At 61.1% G+C, this 17,549-nt stretch carries 17 protein-coding genes; 9 read left to right on the top strand and 8 right to left on the bottom strand.

Annotation, left to right across the window (positions count from 1 at the left end; translation table 11 throughout):
* The first annotated feature begins 1 nt into the window (after position 1).
* The 6 genes from livH (at position 2) to BLR16_RS05305 (ending at position 6,301) form a co-directional block, all read left to right on the top strand.
* Positions 2-925, top strand: coding sequence for a high-affinity branched-chain amino acid ABC transporter permease LivH (gene livH, locus BLR16_RS05280; protein WP_003363499.1), 924 nt, complete (start codon positions 2-4; stop codon positions 923-925).
* The gene (locus BLR16_RS05285; RefSeq protein WP_003363501.1) at positions 922-2,187 is read left to right on the top strand and encodes a high-affinity branched-chain amino acid ABC transporter permease LivM; all 1,266 of its coding nucleotides are present in this window, start codon (positions 922-924) and stop codon (positions 2,185-2,187) included. The genes livH and BLR16_RS05285 overlap by 4 nt, the downstream gene beginning before the upstream one ends.
* On the top strand, positions 2,184-2,951 hold the full coding sequence (livG, locus tag BLR16_RS05290; RefSeq protein ID WP_003314434.1) for a high-affinity branched-chain amino acid ABC transporter ATP-binding protein LivG: 768 nt from the start codon (positions 2,184-2,186) through the stop codon (positions 2,949-2,951). The genes BLR16_RS05285 and livG overlap by 4 nt, the downstream gene beginning before the upstream one ends.
* Complete coding sequence (locus tag BLR16_RS05295) at positions 2,952-3,653, top strand: ABC transporter ATP-binding protein (protein WP_002554807.1); 702 nt, start codon at positions 2,952-2,954, stop codon at positions 3,651-3,653.
* Between the two features lie 256 nt (positions 3,654-3,909).
* On the top strand, positions 3,910-4,590 hold the full coding sequence (locus BLR16_RS05300) for a COG3650 family protein (RefSeq protein ID WP_003363504.1): 681 nt from the start codon (positions 3,910-3,912) through the stop codon (positions 4,588-4,590).
* 97 nt (positions 4,591-4,687) lie between these two features.
* Positions 4,688-6,301, top strand: coding sequence for an NAD(P)/FAD-dependent oxidoreductase (locus BLR16_RS05305; RefSeq protein WP_092194153.1), 1,614 nt, complete (start codon positions 4,688-4,690; stop codon positions 6,299-6,301).
* Between the two features lie 128 nt (positions 6,302-6,429).
* On the opposite strand, the gene BLR16_RS05310 is transcribed toward BLR16_RS05305, so the two are convergent.
* The 5 genes from BLR16_RS05310 to dinG form a co-directional block, all read right to left on the bottom strand.
* On the bottom strand, positions 6,430-6,894 hold the full coding sequence (locus BLR16_RS05310) for an outer membrane lipoprotein (protein ID WP_003363510.1): 465 nt from the start codon (positions 6,892-6,894) through the stop codon (positions 6,430-6,432).
* 147 nt (positions 6,895-7,041) lie between these two features.
* Entirely contained in the window at positions 7,042-7,689 is a 648-nt protein-coding gene (gene pdxH, locus BLR16_RS05315; protein WP_003363512.1) for a pyridoxamine 5'-phosphate oxidase, read from the bottom strand.
* Between the two features lie 74 nt (positions 7,690-7,763).
* On the bottom strand, positions 7,764-8,924 hold the full coding sequence (locus tag BLR16_RS05320) for an OmpA family protein (protein ID WP_074804876.1): 1,161 nt from the start codon (positions 8,922-8,924) through the stop codon (positions 7,764-7,766).
* Between the two features lie 153 nt (positions 8,925-9,077).
* Positions 9,078-10,226, bottom strand: coding sequence for an EstA family serine hydrolase (locus BLR16_RS05325; protein WP_003363516.1), 1,149 nt, complete (start codon positions 10,224-10,226; stop codon positions 9,078-9,080).
* Positions 10,227-10,335: 109 nt separating this feature from the next.
* A complete protein-coding gene (gene dinG / locus BLR16_RS05330) occupies positions 10,336-12,480 on the bottom strand; it encodes an ATP-dependent DNA helicase DinG (protein WP_003402334.1) in 2,145 nt (714 codons plus the stop codon).
* Between the two features lie 107 nt (positions 12,481-12,587).
* On the opposite strand from dinG, the gene BLR16_RS05335 reads away from it, so the two are divergent.
* The 3 genes from BLR16_RS05335 to BLR16_RS05345 all read left to right on the top strand — a co-directional run bounded on the left by BLR16_RS05335 (position 12,588) and on the right by BLR16_RS05345 (position 15,250).
* Positions 12,588-13,052 (top strand): CopD family protein, encoded by a 465-nt coding sequence (locus BLR16_RS05335; RefSeq protein WP_003363517.1) that lies wholly within the window; start codon positions 12,588-12,590, stop codon positions 13,050-13,052.
* A 180-nt stretch (positions 13,053-13,232) separates the two neighbouring features.
* Complete coding sequence (locus tag BLR16_RS05340; protein ID WP_054082128.1) at positions 13,233-14,192, top strand: nucleoside-specific channel-forming protein Tsx; 960 nt, start codon at positions 13,233-13,235, stop codon at positions 14,190-14,192.
* A gap of 26 nt (positions 14,193-14,218) precedes the next feature.
* Entirely contained in the window at positions 14,219-15,250 is a 1,032-nt protein-coding gene (locus BLR16_RS05345) for a purine-nucleoside phosphorylase (RefSeq protein WP_060708181.1), read from the top strand.
* Between the two features lie 69 nt (positions 15,251-15,319).
* Here BLR16_RS05345 and BLR16_RS05350 read toward each other — a convergent pair whose 3' ends face one another.
* The 3 genes from BLR16_RS05350 to BLR16_RS05360 all read right to left on the bottom strand — a co-directional run bounded on the left by BLR16_RS05350 (position 15,320) and on the right by BLR16_RS05360 (position 17,538).
* The gene (locus BLR16_RS05350; protein ID WP_003363522.1) at positions 15,320-16,078 is read right to left on the bottom strand and encodes a hypothetical protein; all 759 of its coding nucleotides are present in this window, start codon (positions 16,076-16,078) and stop codon (positions 15,320-15,322) included.
* Entirely contained in the window at positions 16,071-16,346 is a 276-nt protein-coding gene (locus tag BLR16_RS05355; RefSeq protein WP_003363526.1) for a DUF1145 domain-containing protein, read from the bottom strand. Before BLR16_RS05355 ends, BLR16_RS05350 begins: the two co-directional genes overlap by 8 nt.
* Positions 16,347-16,590: 244 nt before the next feature.
* Complete coding sequence (locus BLR16_RS05360) at positions 16,591-17,538, bottom strand: DMT family transporter (protein ID WP_044310181.1); 948 nt, start codon at positions 17,536-17,538, stop codon at positions 16,591-16,593.
* Between the last annotated feature and the right edge of the window lie 11 nt (positions 17,539-17,549).

Consider the following 17,549-nt stretch of genomic DNA (forward strand, 5'->3'; position numbering starts at 1 on the left):
AATGCCCGAGTTATTCCACTACATGCAGCAGCTGGTCAATGGCCTGACCATTGGCAGTACGTATGCATTGATCGCCATCGGTTACACGATGGTGTACGGCATCATCGGAATGATCAACTTCGCCCATGGCGAGGTGTACATGATCGGTTCCTATGTAGCTTTCATGGCACTCGCCGGCTTGGCGATGCTGGGGATTCACAGCCTGCCGTTGCTGATGATTGCCGGTTTTGCCGCTGCGATCATCGTGACCAGTGCCTATGGATACAGCATCGAGCGTGTGGCCTACCGTCCGTTGCGCAACAGCAACCGTCTGATTCCACTGATTTCTGCCATCGGCATGTCGATCTTTCTGCAGAACTCGGTCCAGCTTTCCCAGGGCTCGGGCAACTTCGCCATCCCCAACCTGCTACCCGGCAGCCTCTCGTTCGGGCCCGGTGGCGCAGAGGAAGTGCTGATTTCCTACATGCAGATCGTGGTGTTCCTCGTCACCCTGGTGGCCATGACCGGCCTGACCCTGTTCATTTCCCGCTCGCGAATGGGCCGCGCCTGCCGCGCCTGCGCCGAGGACATGAAGATGGCCAATCTGCTGGGCATCAACACCAACAACATCATCGCCCTGACCTTCGTGGTCGGTGCGGCACTGGCCGCTGTCGCCGCCATGCTGCTGAGCATGCAATACGGCGTGATCAACCCCAACGCCGGCTTCCTCGTCGGCCTGAAAGCCTTCACGGCTGCGGTACTGGGCGGTATCGGTTCGATCCCGGGTGCCGTGCTCGGTGGCCTGGTGCTGGGCGTCGCCGAAGCCTTCGGCGCCGACATTTTTGGTGATCAGTACAAGGACGTGGTGGCTTTCGGCCTGCTGGTCCTGGTGCTGCTGTTCCGACCGACCGGCATTCTGGGTCGTCCGGAGGTTGAGAAAGTATGAGCAAGTCCTTCAAACAGGCGCTGTTCAGCGCCGCACTGGTCTGGGCCGTGGCCTATCCGGTGTTCGGTCTGAAACTGGCCTTTTCCGGCGTCACCCTGCAAGTGCAGAACGCCAGCCCGCTGACCCTGACCATCATTGCCGTGTGTTCGGTCCTGCTGTTTCTGCGCGTGTTGTTTGCCGAGCAGATCAGCGGCCTGCGTCGCGGCTCCGACAAGCCGCTGATCCCGCAAAAGACCAGCGACTTCCTGACCCAGCCGAAAACCCAGCGCTGGGGCCTTGCGGCGCTCATCGTGCTTGCGTTCATCTGGCCATTTTTCGGGTCGCGCGGTGCGGTGGACATTGCCACGCTGATCCTGATCTACGTGATGCTCGGCCTCGGTCTGAACATCGTAGTCGGCCTGGCAGGTCTGCTTGACCTGGGCTATGTCGGTTTCTATGCGGTCGGCGCCTACAGCTATGCCCTGCTGTCGCACTACTATGGACTCGGTTTCTGGATCTGCCTGCCGATCGCGGGGTTGATGGCGGCGCTGTTCGGATTCCTGCTGGGCTTTCCGGTGTTGCGTCTGCGCGGCGACTATCTGGCTATCGTGACGCTGGGCTTCGGCGAGATTATCCGTATCTTCCTGCGTAACCTGACCGATATCACCGGCGGCCCGAACGGCATCAGCAACATCGAAAAGCCGACCCTCTTCGGTCTGACCTTCGAGCGCAAGGCCGCTGAGGGCATGCAGACCTTCCATGAGTTCTTCGGCCTGCCGTACAACTCGATCAACAAGGTCATCTTCCTCTACCTGATCGCCCTGCTGCTGGCACTGGCAGCGTTGTTCGTCATCAATCGCCTGCTGCGCATGCCGATCGGCCGGGCCTGGGAAGCCTTGCGCGAAGACGAAATCGCCTGCCGTGCACTGGGTTTGAACCCGACCGTGATCAAGCTCTCGGCGTTCACCCTTGGCGCTGCGTTCGCAGGTTTCGCAGGCAGCTTCTTTGCCGCGCGTCAGGGCCTGATCACCCCGGAATCGTTCACCTTCATCGAGTCGGCAATCATCCTGGCCATCGTCGTGCTGGGTGGCATGGGCTCGCAATTGGGTGTGATCCTGGCAGCCATCGTGATGATCCTGTTGCCCGAGCTGATGCGTGAGTTCAGTGACTACCGCATGCTGATGTTCGGCGCGCTGATGGTGCTGATGATGATCTGGCGCCCACAAGGCTTCCTGCCGATGCAGCGCCCCGAAATGAAATTGAAAGCGGAGCAGTCGAAATGAGCCGCCCATTACTGCAAGCCACTGGCTTGAGCATGCGTTTTGGCGGCCTGCTGGCGGTCAATGGCGTTGCCCTGACCGTCAATCAGGGGCAGGTCGTATCGATGATCGGCCCCAATGGCGCTGGCAAGACGACAGTCTTCAACTGCCTGACCGGTTTCTACCGGCCAAGCGCGGGCACGATTCTGCTGGACGGTGAGCCGATCCAGGGCCTGGCTGGCCATCAGATCGCGCGCAAGGGCGTGGTGCGTACGTTCCAGAACGTGCGCCTGTTCAAGGAAATGACTGCCGTGGAAAACCTGCTGGTTGCCCAGCACCGGCATTTGAACACCAACTTCCTGTCCGGCCTGTTCAAGACGCCCGCGTTCCGCCGCAGCGAACGTGAAGCCATGGACTACGCCGAGCACTGGCTTGAGGCGGTCAACCTCCGGGAGTTCGCCAACCGCCCTGCCGGGACGCTGGCCTACGGTCAGCAACGCCGCCTGGAAATCGCCCGCTGCATGATGACGCGCCCGCGCATTCTGATGCTCGACGAACCGGCGGCGGGTCTGAACCCCAGAGAAACCGATGATCTGAAAGCGCTGATCGGCGTGTTGCGCAGCGAGCACAACGCTACGGTCCTGTTGATCGAGCACGACATGAAACTGGTAATGAGCATTTCCGACCACATCGTGGTGATCAATCAGGGCACGCCTCTGGCCGATGGCACGCCGGAACAGATTCGTGACAATCCCGATGTGATCAAAGCCTACCTGGGGGAAGCGTAAATGCTGCAGTTCGAAAACGTTTCCACCTTCTACGGCAAGATCCAGGCGCTGCACAGCGTCAACGTGGAAGTGCGTCAGGGTGAAATTGTCACCCTGATCGGTGCCAACGGTGCCGGCAAGTCCACCCTGTTGATGACCCTGTGCGGCTCACCACGCGCCCACAGCGGCAGTATTCGCTATATGGGCGAGGAACTGGTCGGGCTGGAGTCGTCGATCATCATGCGCAAGAGCATTGCCGTGGTGCCGGAAGGCCGTCGGGTGTTTGCGCGTCTGACCGTTGAAGAGAACCTGGCGATGGGCGGCTTCTTCACGGAAAAGGCTGATTATCAGGAACAGATGGACAAGGTCCTGCAGCTCTTTCCACGCCTCAAGGAACGCTTCAATCAGCGCGGCGGCACCATGTCCGGTGGCGAGCAGCAGATGCTGGCCATCGGTCGAGCACTGATGAGCAAGCCCAAGCTGTTGTTGCTGGACGAGCCTTCGCTGGGTCTGGCGCCGATCATCATCCAGCAGATTTTCGAGATCGTCGAACAGCTGCGCCGCGATGGCGTGACGGTGTTTCTGGTCGAACAGAACGCCAACCAGGCCCTGAAAGTCGCCGACCGCGCCTACGTACTGGAAAACGGCCGCGTGGTCATGCAAGGCACAGGCGAAGAACTGCTGGTCGATCCGAAAGTGCGGGACGCGTATCTGGGCGGGTAAGCGCACGCCACGCCCCTATAGGCCGAAACGGTTTTGCAGGAGCGAATCGGGTGACGCTTCGCTTGTTCGCGAAGGCGTTCGTTTAAACGATGTATTTTCGTCGAACAAAACGGCCCTTTCGCGAACACGTTCGCTCCTACCGTCAGCGTCAAACCTGAACGATAGTCAAAGCCACTGCTCGCGCGATAAGCATCCCGACCCTTGTGATGCACCTCCAGTCTGAGTAACGTGGCGGCACTTGTCTGGAGACCACATCATGTTCGCTGCCCGTTCCGTCCTCGTATTTGCTCTTCTACCGCTGTTTGCCGGGTGTCAGTTGCTCGGTAAACAGGCCGAGGAACCGAAGGTTTCCACGGCGGGCATGCTCCGTATGCAGGGCGACCTGACCGGAGAAAACGGCCAGCTGCTGTTCAAGCCGTGTAACGAGCAGCGTCGCTACGTGGTCAAGGATCGCGGCAACACCGGTATTCTGCAGGAAGCGGCCTCGCTGGCGGACAGCAAGGGCACGGTGTTTGCCGATCTGCGCGGCAGTTTTGCTGCGAGCAAGGCGGCCAACAGTGACGGACAGCTGGACCTGCATCAGTTGTACCGCGTCGAACGTCCCGGCCAGGCCTGTGAAGACCTCAATTTCAAACGCCTGACATTGCACGTCAATGGCAACAAACCCGCCTGGAACGTCAATGTCAGCGGCAAGGGCATGGTTCTGGAGCGCGAGGGCGTTGCCCCACTGGCGTTGCCCTACGTGGAAGAGAAGCTGCCGGACGGCAGTTTCAGCATCAGCAGTGAAGCCAACAACCAGCGCATCGAGATCTGGGTCGCGCCACAGCGCTGCGTCGACAGCGTCGACGGCTCGGTGCAACACCTCACCGCAGAGCTGCGCATCAACGGCCAGGCCCAGCGTGGCTGCGGTTATTACGGCGGTTCGCGCGACGACTGATCGCCCAGGCTCGCCGCCAAAGGGGTTCAGCGCTTATAATCGCCGGTTCTTGTAGTGCTGTCGGGCTGAACCTGCGGCCCGAAAACTGGACCCCTTAATGTTACGAATCACCGAACTCAAGCTGCCGATCGATCATCCGGAAGAAGACCTGCGCGTTGCGCTCTTGAAGCACCTGGGTATCGACAGCGGCGAACTGCTGGACTTTACCCTCTTCAAACGCAGTTACGACGCGCGCAAAAAGTCTTCCGAGCTGTGCTTCATCTACACCATCGACTTCCAGGTCAAGGATGAAGAGGCACTGTTGCGCAAGCTGGCCAATGACCGCCACGTCGGCCCGGCACCTGATGTCAGCTACAAAGTCGTCGGTCACGCTCCCGAGGGCCTGACAGAGCGTCCGATCGTCGTGGGTTTCGGACCCTGCGGCATTTTTGCCGGGCTGCTGCTGGCGCAGATGGGCTTCAAGCCGATCATCCTCGAGCGCGGCACCGAAGTTCGCCAGCGCACCAAGGACACTTGGGCACTGTGGCGCAAAAACGTGCTCAACCCCGAATCCAACGTGCAGTTTGGCGAGGGCGGTGCCGGGACCTTTTCCGACGGCAAGCTTTACAGCCAGATCAAGGACCCGAAATTCATCGGCCGCAAGGTGCTGCACGAGTTCGTGAAGGCTGGCGCGCCGGAAGAAATCCTCTATGTCAGCAAGCCGCATATCGGCACGTTCCGCCTGACGGGCGTGGTCGAGAACATGCGCCATCAGATCGAAGCACTGGGCGGCGAAGTGCGCTTTCAGCAGCGCGTGACCGACGTGATGATCGAGGATGGCCAATTGCTGGGCGTGCAGCTCGACAGCGGCGAGCAGATCGAGTCCCGGCACGTGATTCTGGCGCTGGGCCACAGTGCCCGTGACACCTTCCGCATGCTGCACGGCCGTGGCGTGTTCATGGAAGCCAAGCCGTTCTCGGTGGGCTTCCGCATCGAACACCCACAATCGTTGATCGACCGCGCGCGACTTGGCAAATATGCCGGTCACCCGAAGCTCGGCGCAGCCGATTACAAACTGGTGCACCACGCCAGCAACGGCCGCTCGGTCTACAGCTTCTGCATGTGCCCTGGCGGCACGGTCGTGGCAGCCACATCAGAGCCCGGCCGAGTGGTCACCAACGGCATGAGCCAATACTCACGCAACGAGCGCAATGCCAACTCGGGCATCGTGGTCGGTATCTCGCCGGAACAGGACTACCCTGGCAGCCCGCTGGCCGGTATCGAGTTGCAGGAGCGTCTGGAATCCCACGCGTATCTGCTCGGCGGCAGCCGCTACGAGGCTCCGGCGCAACTGGTCGGCGACTTCATTGCAGGCAGGGCCTCGACCGCTCTGGGCAGTGTTGAACCGTCCTACAAGCCGGGCGTGAAGCTGGTGGACCTTGCCGAGGCCCTGCCCGCCTTTGCCATCGAAGCGATTCGTGAAGCCCTGCCTGCGTTCGACAAGCAGATCAAAGGCTTCTCGCTGCACGACGCTGTGCTGACCGGCATCGAAACCCGTACCTCGGCACCGCTGCGCATTACCCGCGGGCCGGCGCTGCAAAGCCTGAACACCAAAGGCCTTTACCCGGCCGGTGAAGGCGCTGGCTATGCGGGCGGGATTCTCTCGGCTGGCGTGGACGGCATTCGGGTGGCTGAAGCGCTGGTGCGCGACATGCTGGGGATCGAGGGCTGACCCCAGGAAACAGGGCGTTCGATACATCGTCTTCGTGAGCAATGGGCATGGTATTCACGCCCATTTACGCCTGGCAATAAAAAACCCCGAGCATTGCGGCTCGGGGTTTTGCTGTGCGGTGTTGCGGATCAGTGAGTAACGCGGCTGGTGCCGTTGACGCTCATGATGCGCACACGCTCGCCGACCCGGAAAATCTCGTTTTCCTGAACCTGCTGCACGTAGGCACGCATGCTGCCGTCATCCTCACGCACGGTGATTTCAACACCTTGCGTACGGGTCAGGCCTTCCTCGGTCGCCGAACCCAGCAGGCCGCCGGCCACTGCGCCGATCACCGCTGCCACGATACTGCCGCGACCGCCACCGATAGCGCTGCCGCCCACACCACCAACGACTGCACCTGCCGCGCCGCCGATCGGGGTCTTGGTGCCCTCGATCTTGACCGGACGCAGGGATTCGATCGTTCCCATGCGAACTGTCTGTACGGTCCTGGCCTCGTCACGGGAGTAGGAATCACCGGTCAGATTCGAGGTACAGCCGCCCATCATCAGTGCCATGGCAGTGAACGAAGCAACCAGAAGAGCAGACTTGCGCATAAAAGGAATCTCCAGAGGAATCAGTGGCCATTAGACTACCCGACAAAGGCGCTGTCACGGCCCCGAGCCCGCAAATTAAATTGATTCAGGCCTCATACAGCCACGGCCCGTATAACGCTCAGACGATTGGCCAGACGAATAATTCAATCAGGGTGCAAGGCGCTCGCGTGTCCATCTGTCGTCTATCAAACGATAGTTCAAACGGTCGTGAAGTCGACTGGAGCGACCCTGCCAGAACTCGATCCGCTCGGGCAAAAGACGATAGCCACCCCAGTGCTCGGGGCAGTGTGGCTGGGTGTCTGCGAAGCGTTGTTCCGTCTGTCTGATCAGACCTTCCAGTTCGTCGCGATCGGCGATCACCCGACTTTGTGGCGAGGCCCATGCACCCAGACGGCTGCCCAGAGGGCGCACCTGGTAATAGGCGTCGGATTCTTGCGCAGAGACTTTCTCGACCCGACCCTCGATACGCACCTGGCGCTCCAGTGTCGGCCAGAAGAAGGTCATCGCGGCAAATGGACGTGCAGCGATCTGCTGGCCCTTGGCGCTTTCGTAGTTGGTGAAAAACGTAAAGCCCTGAGTGTCCAGGCCCTTGAGCAGCAGGACGCGGCAATGGGGACGTCCTTGCTCATCAACCGTCGCCAATGTCATGGCGTTAGCCTCGACCGGCGGCTGCTCGGTGTTCACCGCGTCGGCAAACCATGCATGAAAGAGTGCAAAGGGCTCGTCCGGCGATTGCGCTTCGGTCAACCCGTCGCGCGTGTAATCACGGCGCATATCGGCCAGGGTCTGGGTCATGGTCTGGTTCCTGCGAGGTCACGGATCGACCCCACGCGAAGCGTCAGTGACGATCCGCGTGGGTGCTGACAGGCTTAGTTACTGGCCTGGCTGTCATCCTTCTTGGCGGGCGTTGCGTTTTTGGCCGGGGCCTTGGCGGTGGTTTTGGTCGCTGCCGGCTTCTTGGCCGCTGCGGTGGTCTTGGCTGGCGCGGCCTTCTTGGCGGTGCTGGCTTTGGCCGGTGCAGCTTTCTTGGCGGTGTCTTTCTTCGCAGCGGCTTTCTTCGCAGGTGCGGCGGCAGGTGCCGGGGTGACTGGCTTGACGTCCTGGGTCGCGACCATGGTCGGTGCAACTGGCGGCAGTGCGTAGCGGCTCATCAGCGCGCGCATGGTGTCCTGCGGTGTCATGAGGATCTCGACCCGGCGGTTGAGCGCACGCCCTTGCAGGCTGTCGTTGGCGGCGCGCGGCATCACAGCACCCATGCCACGCTGGCTCAGGCGATTACGCTCCAGGCCACTGAGACGGAAAATCGCGGCAACCGACTGCGCACGCTCCTGGCTGATCTTCTGGTTGGCTTCGGTAGGACCCGAAGTGTCGGCATGACCGAGAATCAGCACGGCAGTTTTCTGATCGCCTTCTACCACCTTGGCCAGACGGGTGATCGGCCCCAGCGTGTTCGGCAGCAGCATGGCCGGACGGTCGGGGTTGAACGAGCTGTCGACGGGCGCGGTGATTGCCAGCAGGTCTTCTCGACGCTCCAGCTGGAAAGGGCTGTCCTTGATTGCAGCGCGCAGGCGCGGCTCGTATTCGTCCAGCCAGGCCTGGGTCACTTTCGGATCAGGCATCGGCAGCGCTTTCGGCTCGTCCTTGGCGGAGTCATTGCCAAACGGCCACCACCACTTGCTGTCGGTCTCCGACTTGGCAACCATCGCCGGTGCAGCAGGCTTGGCGGCCGGCTTGTCGGCCACGGCATCAGGTTTGGCCTGCGCGTTATCGTTCGAGCCGAACGGCCAGTACCACCGCGCGCTGTTTTCAGCACCTGCCTCAGGTGCCGGCGTTGCAGCAGCCTTGGCAACCGGAGCGGGCGCCGGGCTCGGTGCCGGAGCCTTGGCAGCGGTGCCTGCGTCAGCGGAGTCGCTGCCGGAACCGAACTGCCACCAATGGCCTCCGGTTGCAGCAGAGTCGGATTGTGGGGTTTGCGCACAGCCGGTCACGGCGATGCACAGGGCGAGAACGAGGCTTTTATTAGACGACATGGGTAACCCGCAACGGTTTTGATCAGACAGAAGGACGTAACTAAGCCGGTATAACATGCATAAAGATGCAGTTGGAAAAAGAAACCGTCGTACGGTTCCTGTTACAGCCATTTAACTGACAGTCGGTATGAAACAAGCACTTATGGCCGATACTTACTGCAAACACTCACGCAGAACCCCGACCAGTTTCTGAGCGCGTGGGTCCATCAGAATGTACGGCCCCAAGGTGTTGGTAACGAAGCCAAAGGCAACCTCGCCATCAGGATCGGCGAAGCCCACCGAGCCGCCCGCCCCCGGATGGCCAAAGGCCTTTGGCCCCAGGCCGTAAGTCGCGTTGGCAACGCCCGGCTGATCGAGCATGCAGCCCAGTCCCAGACGGGTCGAGGTCAGTAATGTCTTGTCCTGACCGAGGCTGTGTTCACGGGTCAGCTCATTGAGCATGTCTGCTTCAAGCAGGCTGCCATCGAGCAGACCGTTATAGAAACCGGCAAGACTGCGCGCATTGCCGTGACCGTTGGCCGCTGGCTGCTGCATGCGGCGCCACTCCGGCTTGTTGGTGCTGGTCATGATCGACGGCGGGTTGGTGAACGCCTTGGCTGTGATCGAAGCCGGTTCGCGCATCGTCGCCTGAAGCACGCGCTGGGCAGCGTCGTCACCGGCATTGCCTTTGCCACGCGCGATGTGGGCCACACGATGAAACTGGTCATCCGCCAGGCCCACATGAAAATCCAGCCCCAGCGGGCGGGCGATACGCGCAGCAATGGATTCACCGGGACCTCGACCATCGGCGCGGCGCAGCATCTCGCCCACCAGCCAGCCATAGGTGATCGCTGCATAACCATGCCCCTGACCCGGTGTCCACCAGGGTTCTTCGGCGGCCAGGGCGGCGGTCATGGTGTCCCACTGGTAAAGCGCTTCGGCAGGCAACGGCTCACGCAACGCGGGCAGGCCGGCCTGATGGCAGAGCAATTGGCGTAGGGTGATGGAGGCCTTGCCCGCCGCGGCGAATTCGGGCCAAAGCCTGGCCACGGGTTCGTCCAGCTTCAACTTGCCCTCTTCGACCAGTTGCAGAACCGCCACGCTGGTGAAGGTCTTGGTGCAGGAGAACAGGTTGAGAATGGTGTCGGTGTGCCAAGCCTCGGCACCGTCCTTGTCGGCAGTGCCCGCCCACAGATCGATGACGGTCTGGCCGCCGACCTGAATGCACAAGGCAGCACCGCGCTCCTGCGGGTCGTCAAAGAGCGCCGCAAAGGCTTCACGTACTGCTTCGAATTGAAGTTCGTAATGACCCTGGATCTGCAACGGCTGACTCCTGACTGGCAACATGAGCCTGGCGACAGGCTAAATGGCGCGTATTGTTTCAGCGATCGAGCGCTTTGGGAACAGATGTGAAACGCTCTTCATCTTTGGCTCAGGTTATTTCCCGGCGGAACGGTGGCAGCGCATTGAGAATCGCCTTGCCATAGCGCTGGGTGACCACGCGTCGGTCCAGCAGCGTGATGGTGCCGCGGTCCTCTTCGGTACGCAGCAAGCGGCCACAGGCCTGTACCAGACGCAACGAGGCATCCGGCACGGCGATCTCCATGAACGGGTTGCCACCACGCGCTTCGATCCACTCGGCCAGCGCGGCCTCGACCGGGTCATCCGGCACCGCGAACGGGATCTTGGCGATGACCACGTGTTCGCAATAGGCGCCGGGCAAATCCACACCCTCGGCAAAGCTGGCCAGCCCGAACAGTACGCTGGACTCGCCGCTGTCGACGCGTGCCTTGTGCTTGTTGAGGGTTTCCTGCTTGGACAGATTGCCCTGAATGAACACCTGCTTGCGCCAGTCACGGTCCAGGCCGTCGAAGACATCCTGCATTTGCTTGCGCGACGAATACAGCACCAGCGTGCCTCGCGAACCTTCCACCAGACCCGGCAGGTCGCGAATGATCGCTGCGGTGTGGGCCACCGAGTCACGCGGGTCGGCCTTGAGGTCCGGCACGCGCAGCACACCGGCATCGGCGTGATGGAACGGGCTTGGTACCACGGCGGTCACCGCCCCCTTGGGCAGGCCGGCACGCATGCGATAGCGGTCGAATTTGCCCAGCGCGGTCAGGGTCGCCGAGGTAACCAGCGCCCCGTAGGCGATGTTCCACAAGTTGCGACGCAGCATTTCCGCCGCCAGGATCGGGCTGGCATTGACCTCGATATCGAACATTGCACCGCTGTCGGCCAGGGTCAGCCAGCGCGCCATTGGCGGGCTGTCTTCCGGATCTTCGGCGGTGAAGGCTGTCCACAATTCCCAGTTGCCATGCGCGCGGGCCAGCAGGCTGCCGAACAGCGGATACCATTCTTCGGCCTGATGGCTGGCGATGCCGATGTTGACCTCACCGTCCATGCCTTCCTTGAGCAGCTCGGTCAGGCGCGTGAACAGGTCGTCGAGGCGCGCAAAGCCCTTCTTGAGCTCGATGCCCATCTCGCGGATGTGCTCGGGAATCACGCCGCCGACAAAGCGATGACGTGGACGCTCGCGGCCCTGCATGTCTTCACCGGCGCGGAAATCCGCCAGTTGCTCGCAGGCACCGAACATGAACTGCTGATGGCCCTTGATCTCGCGGGCCAGCTCCGGCACCTGCTCGATCAGCTTGCCCAGATCACCGGGCAGCGGATGCTGGGCCAGCAGCTTGGCGAGGTTCTTGGCGGTCTGTTCCAGCCAGTCGGCGGTCGATTTCAAACGGGTGTAATGGGCAAAGTGGCCGATGGCCTTGTCCGGCAGGTGATGACCCTCGTCGAAGACATACAAGGTGTCACGCGGGTCCGGCAGCACTGCACCGCCGCCAAGTGCCAGGTCAGCCAGTACCATGTCGTGGTTGGTGACGATCACATCGACCTTGCCCATGCCTTCCCGCGCCTTGTAGAAGGCGCACTGCTGAAAGTTGGGGCAGTGCCGGTTGGTGCACTGGCTGTGATCGGTGGTCAGACGCGCCCAGTCCTGATCGGCGAGTTCCTGCGGCCAGCTGTCGCGATCGCCGTCCCACTTGTTGCCCGCCAGCTTCTGCAACATGCTGGTGAAAAGCTTCTGACTGGCCTCATCGACCTCGATCTTGAAGCCTTCTTCCTCGAACAGCTGCGCGGTCGCGTTGGTCGCGTCACTTTCCTGCAGCAATGCGTCGAGCTTGGACAGGCACATGTAACGCCCGCGCCCCTTGGCCAGGGCGAAGGTAAAATTCAGACCGCTGTTGCGCATCAGGTCCGGCAGGTCCTTGTAGACGATCTGTTCCTGCAGGGCGACGGTCGCGGTGGCGATCACCAGCCGCTTGCCTGCCGCCTTGGCAGTGGGAATCGAGGCGATGGCATAGGCCACGGTCTTACCGGTACCCGTCCCGGCCTCGACGGCCACTACCGCAGGATCGCCCGAACGACGGCCCTCTTCATCGGTGTCAATGTCCCCCAGCACCTTGGCGACTTCAGCGATCATCAATCGCTGGCCATAGCGCGGCTTGAGGCTCTTGGCTTCGAGGAAACGCGAGTAAGCGCCCTGGATCTGGGTTTTGAGTTCGGTACTGATCATTGGCTTCGGTTCGGGGGCACGGCTAAAAAGGCTGGATAAATTTTCAGTAGTTCTGAGTGGGCGCTATCATAGCGCGCTAAATCCATCCGCGCAGAACGGAGTGTCCGATGACCGCTTTTTCTACTGTCTATACATTGCATCTGCTGGCTGCCCTGGTGTGGGTTGGCGGGATGTTTTTCGCCTGGATGGTGTTGCGCCCAGCAGTCATTGCAGCACTTGAAGGCCCTTCTCGCCTGAAAGTGTGGGTCCAGGTGTTTCCGCGCTTCTTCGCCTGGGTCTGGGCTGCGGTGGTGCTGCTGCCGATCACCGGCATCGGCATGATTCAGCTCAACTTCACCGGCTTTGAAACCGCGCCGCGTTATGTGCAGATCATGATGGGCCTGTACGTGGTCATGGTTGCGCTGTTTTTGCGTATCCAGTCATTGCAACTGCCGGAGCTGCGTCGTGCCGTGGAAGCCGAACAGTGGGCCGAGGGCGCCGCGGCATTGGGCCATATCCGCCGCCTGGTCGGCATCAATCTGATTATCGGTCTGGCCGTGGTCATGCTCGCCGCTGCTCGTCCGGGCCTTTGAGGTAAAACGGAACATCGCGGGGCACTGGCGGTGACACCGCGCACAGCTTGCGGGCGTTTTCCTGCCCGATCGGTCATCTTCTGCGCCTGATATCCAAGGCATTCAACATCTTGAAACAGTTTGGCATGGGCTGTGCAAACGTTTGCGATCAGCAGTACGCGCCCACGAAAAGGAGCTTCAATGCCACAGCCGCCGTTCACTCGACCCGCAACGCCCTCAAGACTTCTCATGCCTCTGCTGTTCGCCGCCGCTGCGGCGCTGCCATGCACCAGCGCGCTGGCACAGCCCGCCGCTACCGAAGACTCGGCGCAGGGCGAAGCACTCAGCCCACCTGCCTCGCCCAAGGAAGGTAAAGGCGCGTATTTTTCAGACTGGTTCAACCAGGACCTGACGCTGATCGGCAGCAAGGACATCAGCTTCGGCCCCAAGCCTAACGATGACATCTACCTGGAGTACGAATACTTCGGCCGCAAAGGGCCGTTCGAGCTGTATGGCTATGTCGACGTACCGAAGATTCTCGGCATCGGCAATGATAATGACAAAGGCGTCTGGGACCATGGCTCGCCGCTGTTCATGGAGCACGAGCCACGCGTCTCGATCGACTACCTCGCCGGGCGCAGTCTGGCCATTGGTCCGTTCAAGGAATGGTACGTCGCCTTCGACTGGATCTATGACCACGGCAGCAATACGGCGAACCGGGCCAACACCCTGTACAGCGGCCTGGGCACTGACATCGATACCCACTCGCGGGTCAATCTGTCGGCCAACTTCTATGGCCGCTACCAGTGGGAGAACTACGGTGCCAGCAACGAATATTCGTGGGACGGCTATCGCGCCCAGCTCAAATACATCGTACCGATCAGCACGTTCGACAACGGCGCCTCGCTGACCTATATCGGCTTCACCAACTTCGATTTCGGCTCGGACCTCAAAAACGATCCGGCACGCACCGGCAACTCCACGGTCGCCACCAATGTGCTGCTTTACGCCTTCACGCATCTGCGCTTCACCCTGGTTGGCCGCTACTTCCACAACGGCGGCAACTGGCAGGACGGCAGCGAGCTGAACTTCGGCGATGGCAACTTCCGCGCGCGCTCCGACGGCTGGGGCTATTACGCAGGCGTGGGTTACCAGTTCTGAACCTGATTATGACGACAGGAGTTTTCATGAAACACACAACTCGCAATACCCTCTGCGCCACGCTGGCACTGCTTAGCCCGGCTGTCTGGGCGGCTACCGCGCCGGTGGCACCGGTCACGCCCAAGGTCATGCTGGTCGCCATGTTTGCGCCCGAAGCACAGAACTGGATCGACCGGCTGCATCTGACCAAGGAGATCCAGGTGCCCGGCCTTGCCGCCGAGTACCCGGCCATCCGCTGCAATGATCAGGACGTCTGCCTGCTGGTCACCGGCATGGGTCAGACCAATGCCGCAGCATCGACTCTGGCCCTGGCCCTGTCGCCGCAATTCGACCTGCGCAAGACTTACTTCATCGTCGCGGGCATTGCCGGCATCAACCCGCACCACGGCACACTCGGCACCACGGCCTGGGCACATTATCTGGTGGAATTCGGCACGCAGTGGGAAATCGACTCCCGCGATGTGCCCAAGGAATGGCCGACCGGTTATCTGGGCATCAACACCAAGGGTCCGAACGAGAAGCCGCCACTGGATTACAAGACCGAAGTCTTCGAGCTCAACCCCAAGCTGCAGGCCAAGGCGTTTGCCCTGTCGCACAAAGTGACCCTCAGCGAGAGCAAGGAATCAGCAGCCTGGCGCGTCAAATACCCTTATGCGCCTGCCAACCAGCCGCCGCAGGTCACGCAGTGCGACACGCTGGCAGGCAATACCTGGTTTTCCGGCACGCGTCTGAGCGAGCGTGCGGAAGTCTGGACCAAGCTGCTGACCGACGGCAAGGGCGTGTATTGCACCACCCAGCAGGAGGATAACTCCACCTACGAGGCTCTGTTGCGAGCGAGCAAGGCCGGCAAGGTCGACGTCAATCGCCTGGCTGTCGTGCGCGCGGGTTCCGACTTCGATCGTCCGTATCCGGGTTACAGCGAGGTGGACAACCTGCTCAAGTACGCCGATCAGGGTGCCTTCGTCCCGGCGCTGGAAAACCTCTACCGCACCGGCAACCCGCTGGTGCAGGCGATTGTCGGCGACTGGAAGAATTGGGAGAAAGGCGTACCGCAATAATGTGATGTGAAGCGGGTCGCGACTGTCCGGATCATGGCCTTGCACCTGATCCGGACAGGCTCTCGCAGATTACAGACGTTGCAGAATCAACGCGCCTGCCGGTCCCGGAGCACCTGGCAGACCGGGCTCACCCTGTCTGCCAGCCTTGCCGCCTTCAGCGCGGTAGACGATACAGCCTTTGGACGCACCGCCCTTACCTGCCTTGCCGCCCTCGCCCCCCTTGCCCGCCGCACCACCCGCGACATTCACCTTGATGCGCTCGGCCGGATAGCTCTGTGGCAGTTCAAGACGCACCTGTGCGCCCGCAGCGCCATCGTGACCATTACCGCCGCTGTCGCCGTTATAACCACGCCCGGCCTGACCCCAGGTACAGCCCGGGTCTTCGCCCGTGCCGCCGTCCAGCCCGGCATAGCCTGGGCTGCCTGCGCCACCACGGGCGTCAATCGACAGTTCTTCGGCATTCAGGCTCTGCAGGCGCAGGGTCAGGTTGCGCCCTGGCCGTGCCGGTTTCTCGAAAGTACCCGGCGCGCCCCGCGCGGTGATCTGGCTGCCGGTGCCGAACTCACCGTGCAGCACGACCATATTGAACGCCTGCACACCAGGGACGATGGCGATTCGCGCTTCGTGCCCCAGCACCAGCTCGCCAATCTTCACATCATCGATCCCGGCCGGGATCAGCAGAGTGCCGTAGTCGGCCACTTCAAGGCGCTCGACCTGCAGAACGCTGCTGTTGCCAGGCAGACGCATCAGCGAGTGTGGCGCAACGATAATTGCCTGGGCCATGGCCAGAGGGCTGAACAGTGCCGCCAGCAGAACGAGCTTACGCATGAGTGTGCCCCCTGACCGAACGGCCGATGGATTGAACGTGAAAGATGCCGAAAAGAATGATTTTGCCCCGGTCGCGCCACGGATGCCGGCGACCGCGCAGGCTGCCGTTGAACAGAATCAGCTCCAGCAAATGAGTCAACAACAGCACCGCGCCTGCCATGTCGATCATCACGCCAAACGGGCTGGGCGCCTCAATCGCCGCGTTGACCAGCACCACCAGCCAGAAGCCCAGCATCAATATCTTTCCCAGCCCCCAAAACACCTTCATTGCCTGCCCACCCCTTGTCATGATCCATTACGAAATTGCAGTCTTCGCATGCTTTTCGTCGCCGCACAGTAGACGTGCTGTACGCCGAATATGCCAGCGGTGTGTTGAAAAAGATCCGCAATGATCTCGACGCAAGACAATGTTTGTGTTCGGCAATACTGCAATCAAGGATAGCGGACACCAAAAAGCCCTGTCACAAAGGATGCAGGGCTTTTTGCAGGACCTCTGATATGTATCGAGCCTGTCAGGCCTCGCTGGGAGTCTTGGCCTGAACGACTGGACGTACCACCGGCACCGGACGCTTGTACCACCAGACACCTGCCAATACCGCAGCAACGCCAACCCATTGCACGAACGTGAGCTGCTCATCGAAAAAGAAGAAACCGATCAAAATCGCCACCACCGGACGGGCCAGTGCAGAAACAGAGGCCAGTACCACATCGACGTGCCTGAGTGCATATGCCATCAGGCCATGGCCGAGAAGCTGGCTGATCAGCGCAAGCAACGCAATGACCACCCAGCCGTACACGGTGTCCGGCAGAACCTTCGGACTGGTGAGCAAAGCGATGGGCAGTAACAGCACTGCACAGGTAAAGCTGTTCCAGATAATAATCTTGCGAGACGTGAAGCAGTCGCGCAACGACTTGATCATGATCAGGTAGATCGCATAGAAAAGCGCCGAGTTGAGGGCCAGCAGGTCGCCGGTCACGCTCTGACTGGAAAATGCCACGCTGGCACTGCCGTCAAACACCAGCAGACACGCCCCGCCGATACTCAGGGCCAGCGCCAACACTTGATAGATGCCGATTTTTTCCTTCATGAACAGATAGGACAGCAGCGCCACGAACACCGGGGACAGGTTCATCAGGACCGACGTGTTGGCCATGCTGGTCAGCTTGACCGCCCAGTGATTGGACAGCAGATCCACACACGACACCACGCCCGACAGCACCAGCAACCAGAGCATCGCCCGCCGGCTGCGCGCCGTACCGACGGTCCCGGTCTCAGTGTTTTTACCTGCTGGCCAGGCAGCCAGCGCAGAGGCCATACCGCCCGCCATGAACATTCGCAGCATCAGGGTAGACGTGGCATCCACTTCACTGAGTTTGACGAACGCAATGGCGGAGGCCACACCGATGGTACTTATGATCAGTGCCAGAACGGGCAGAAACGCCTTATTACCCACCTTCATGACGGTCCCTC

The organism is Pseudomonas sp. BS3767, assembly GCF_900099665.1.
GTDB classification, from domain to species: Bacteria; Pseudomonadota; Gammaproteobacteria; order Pseudomonadales; family Pseudomonadaceae; genus Aquipseudomonas; species Aquipseudomonas cerasi.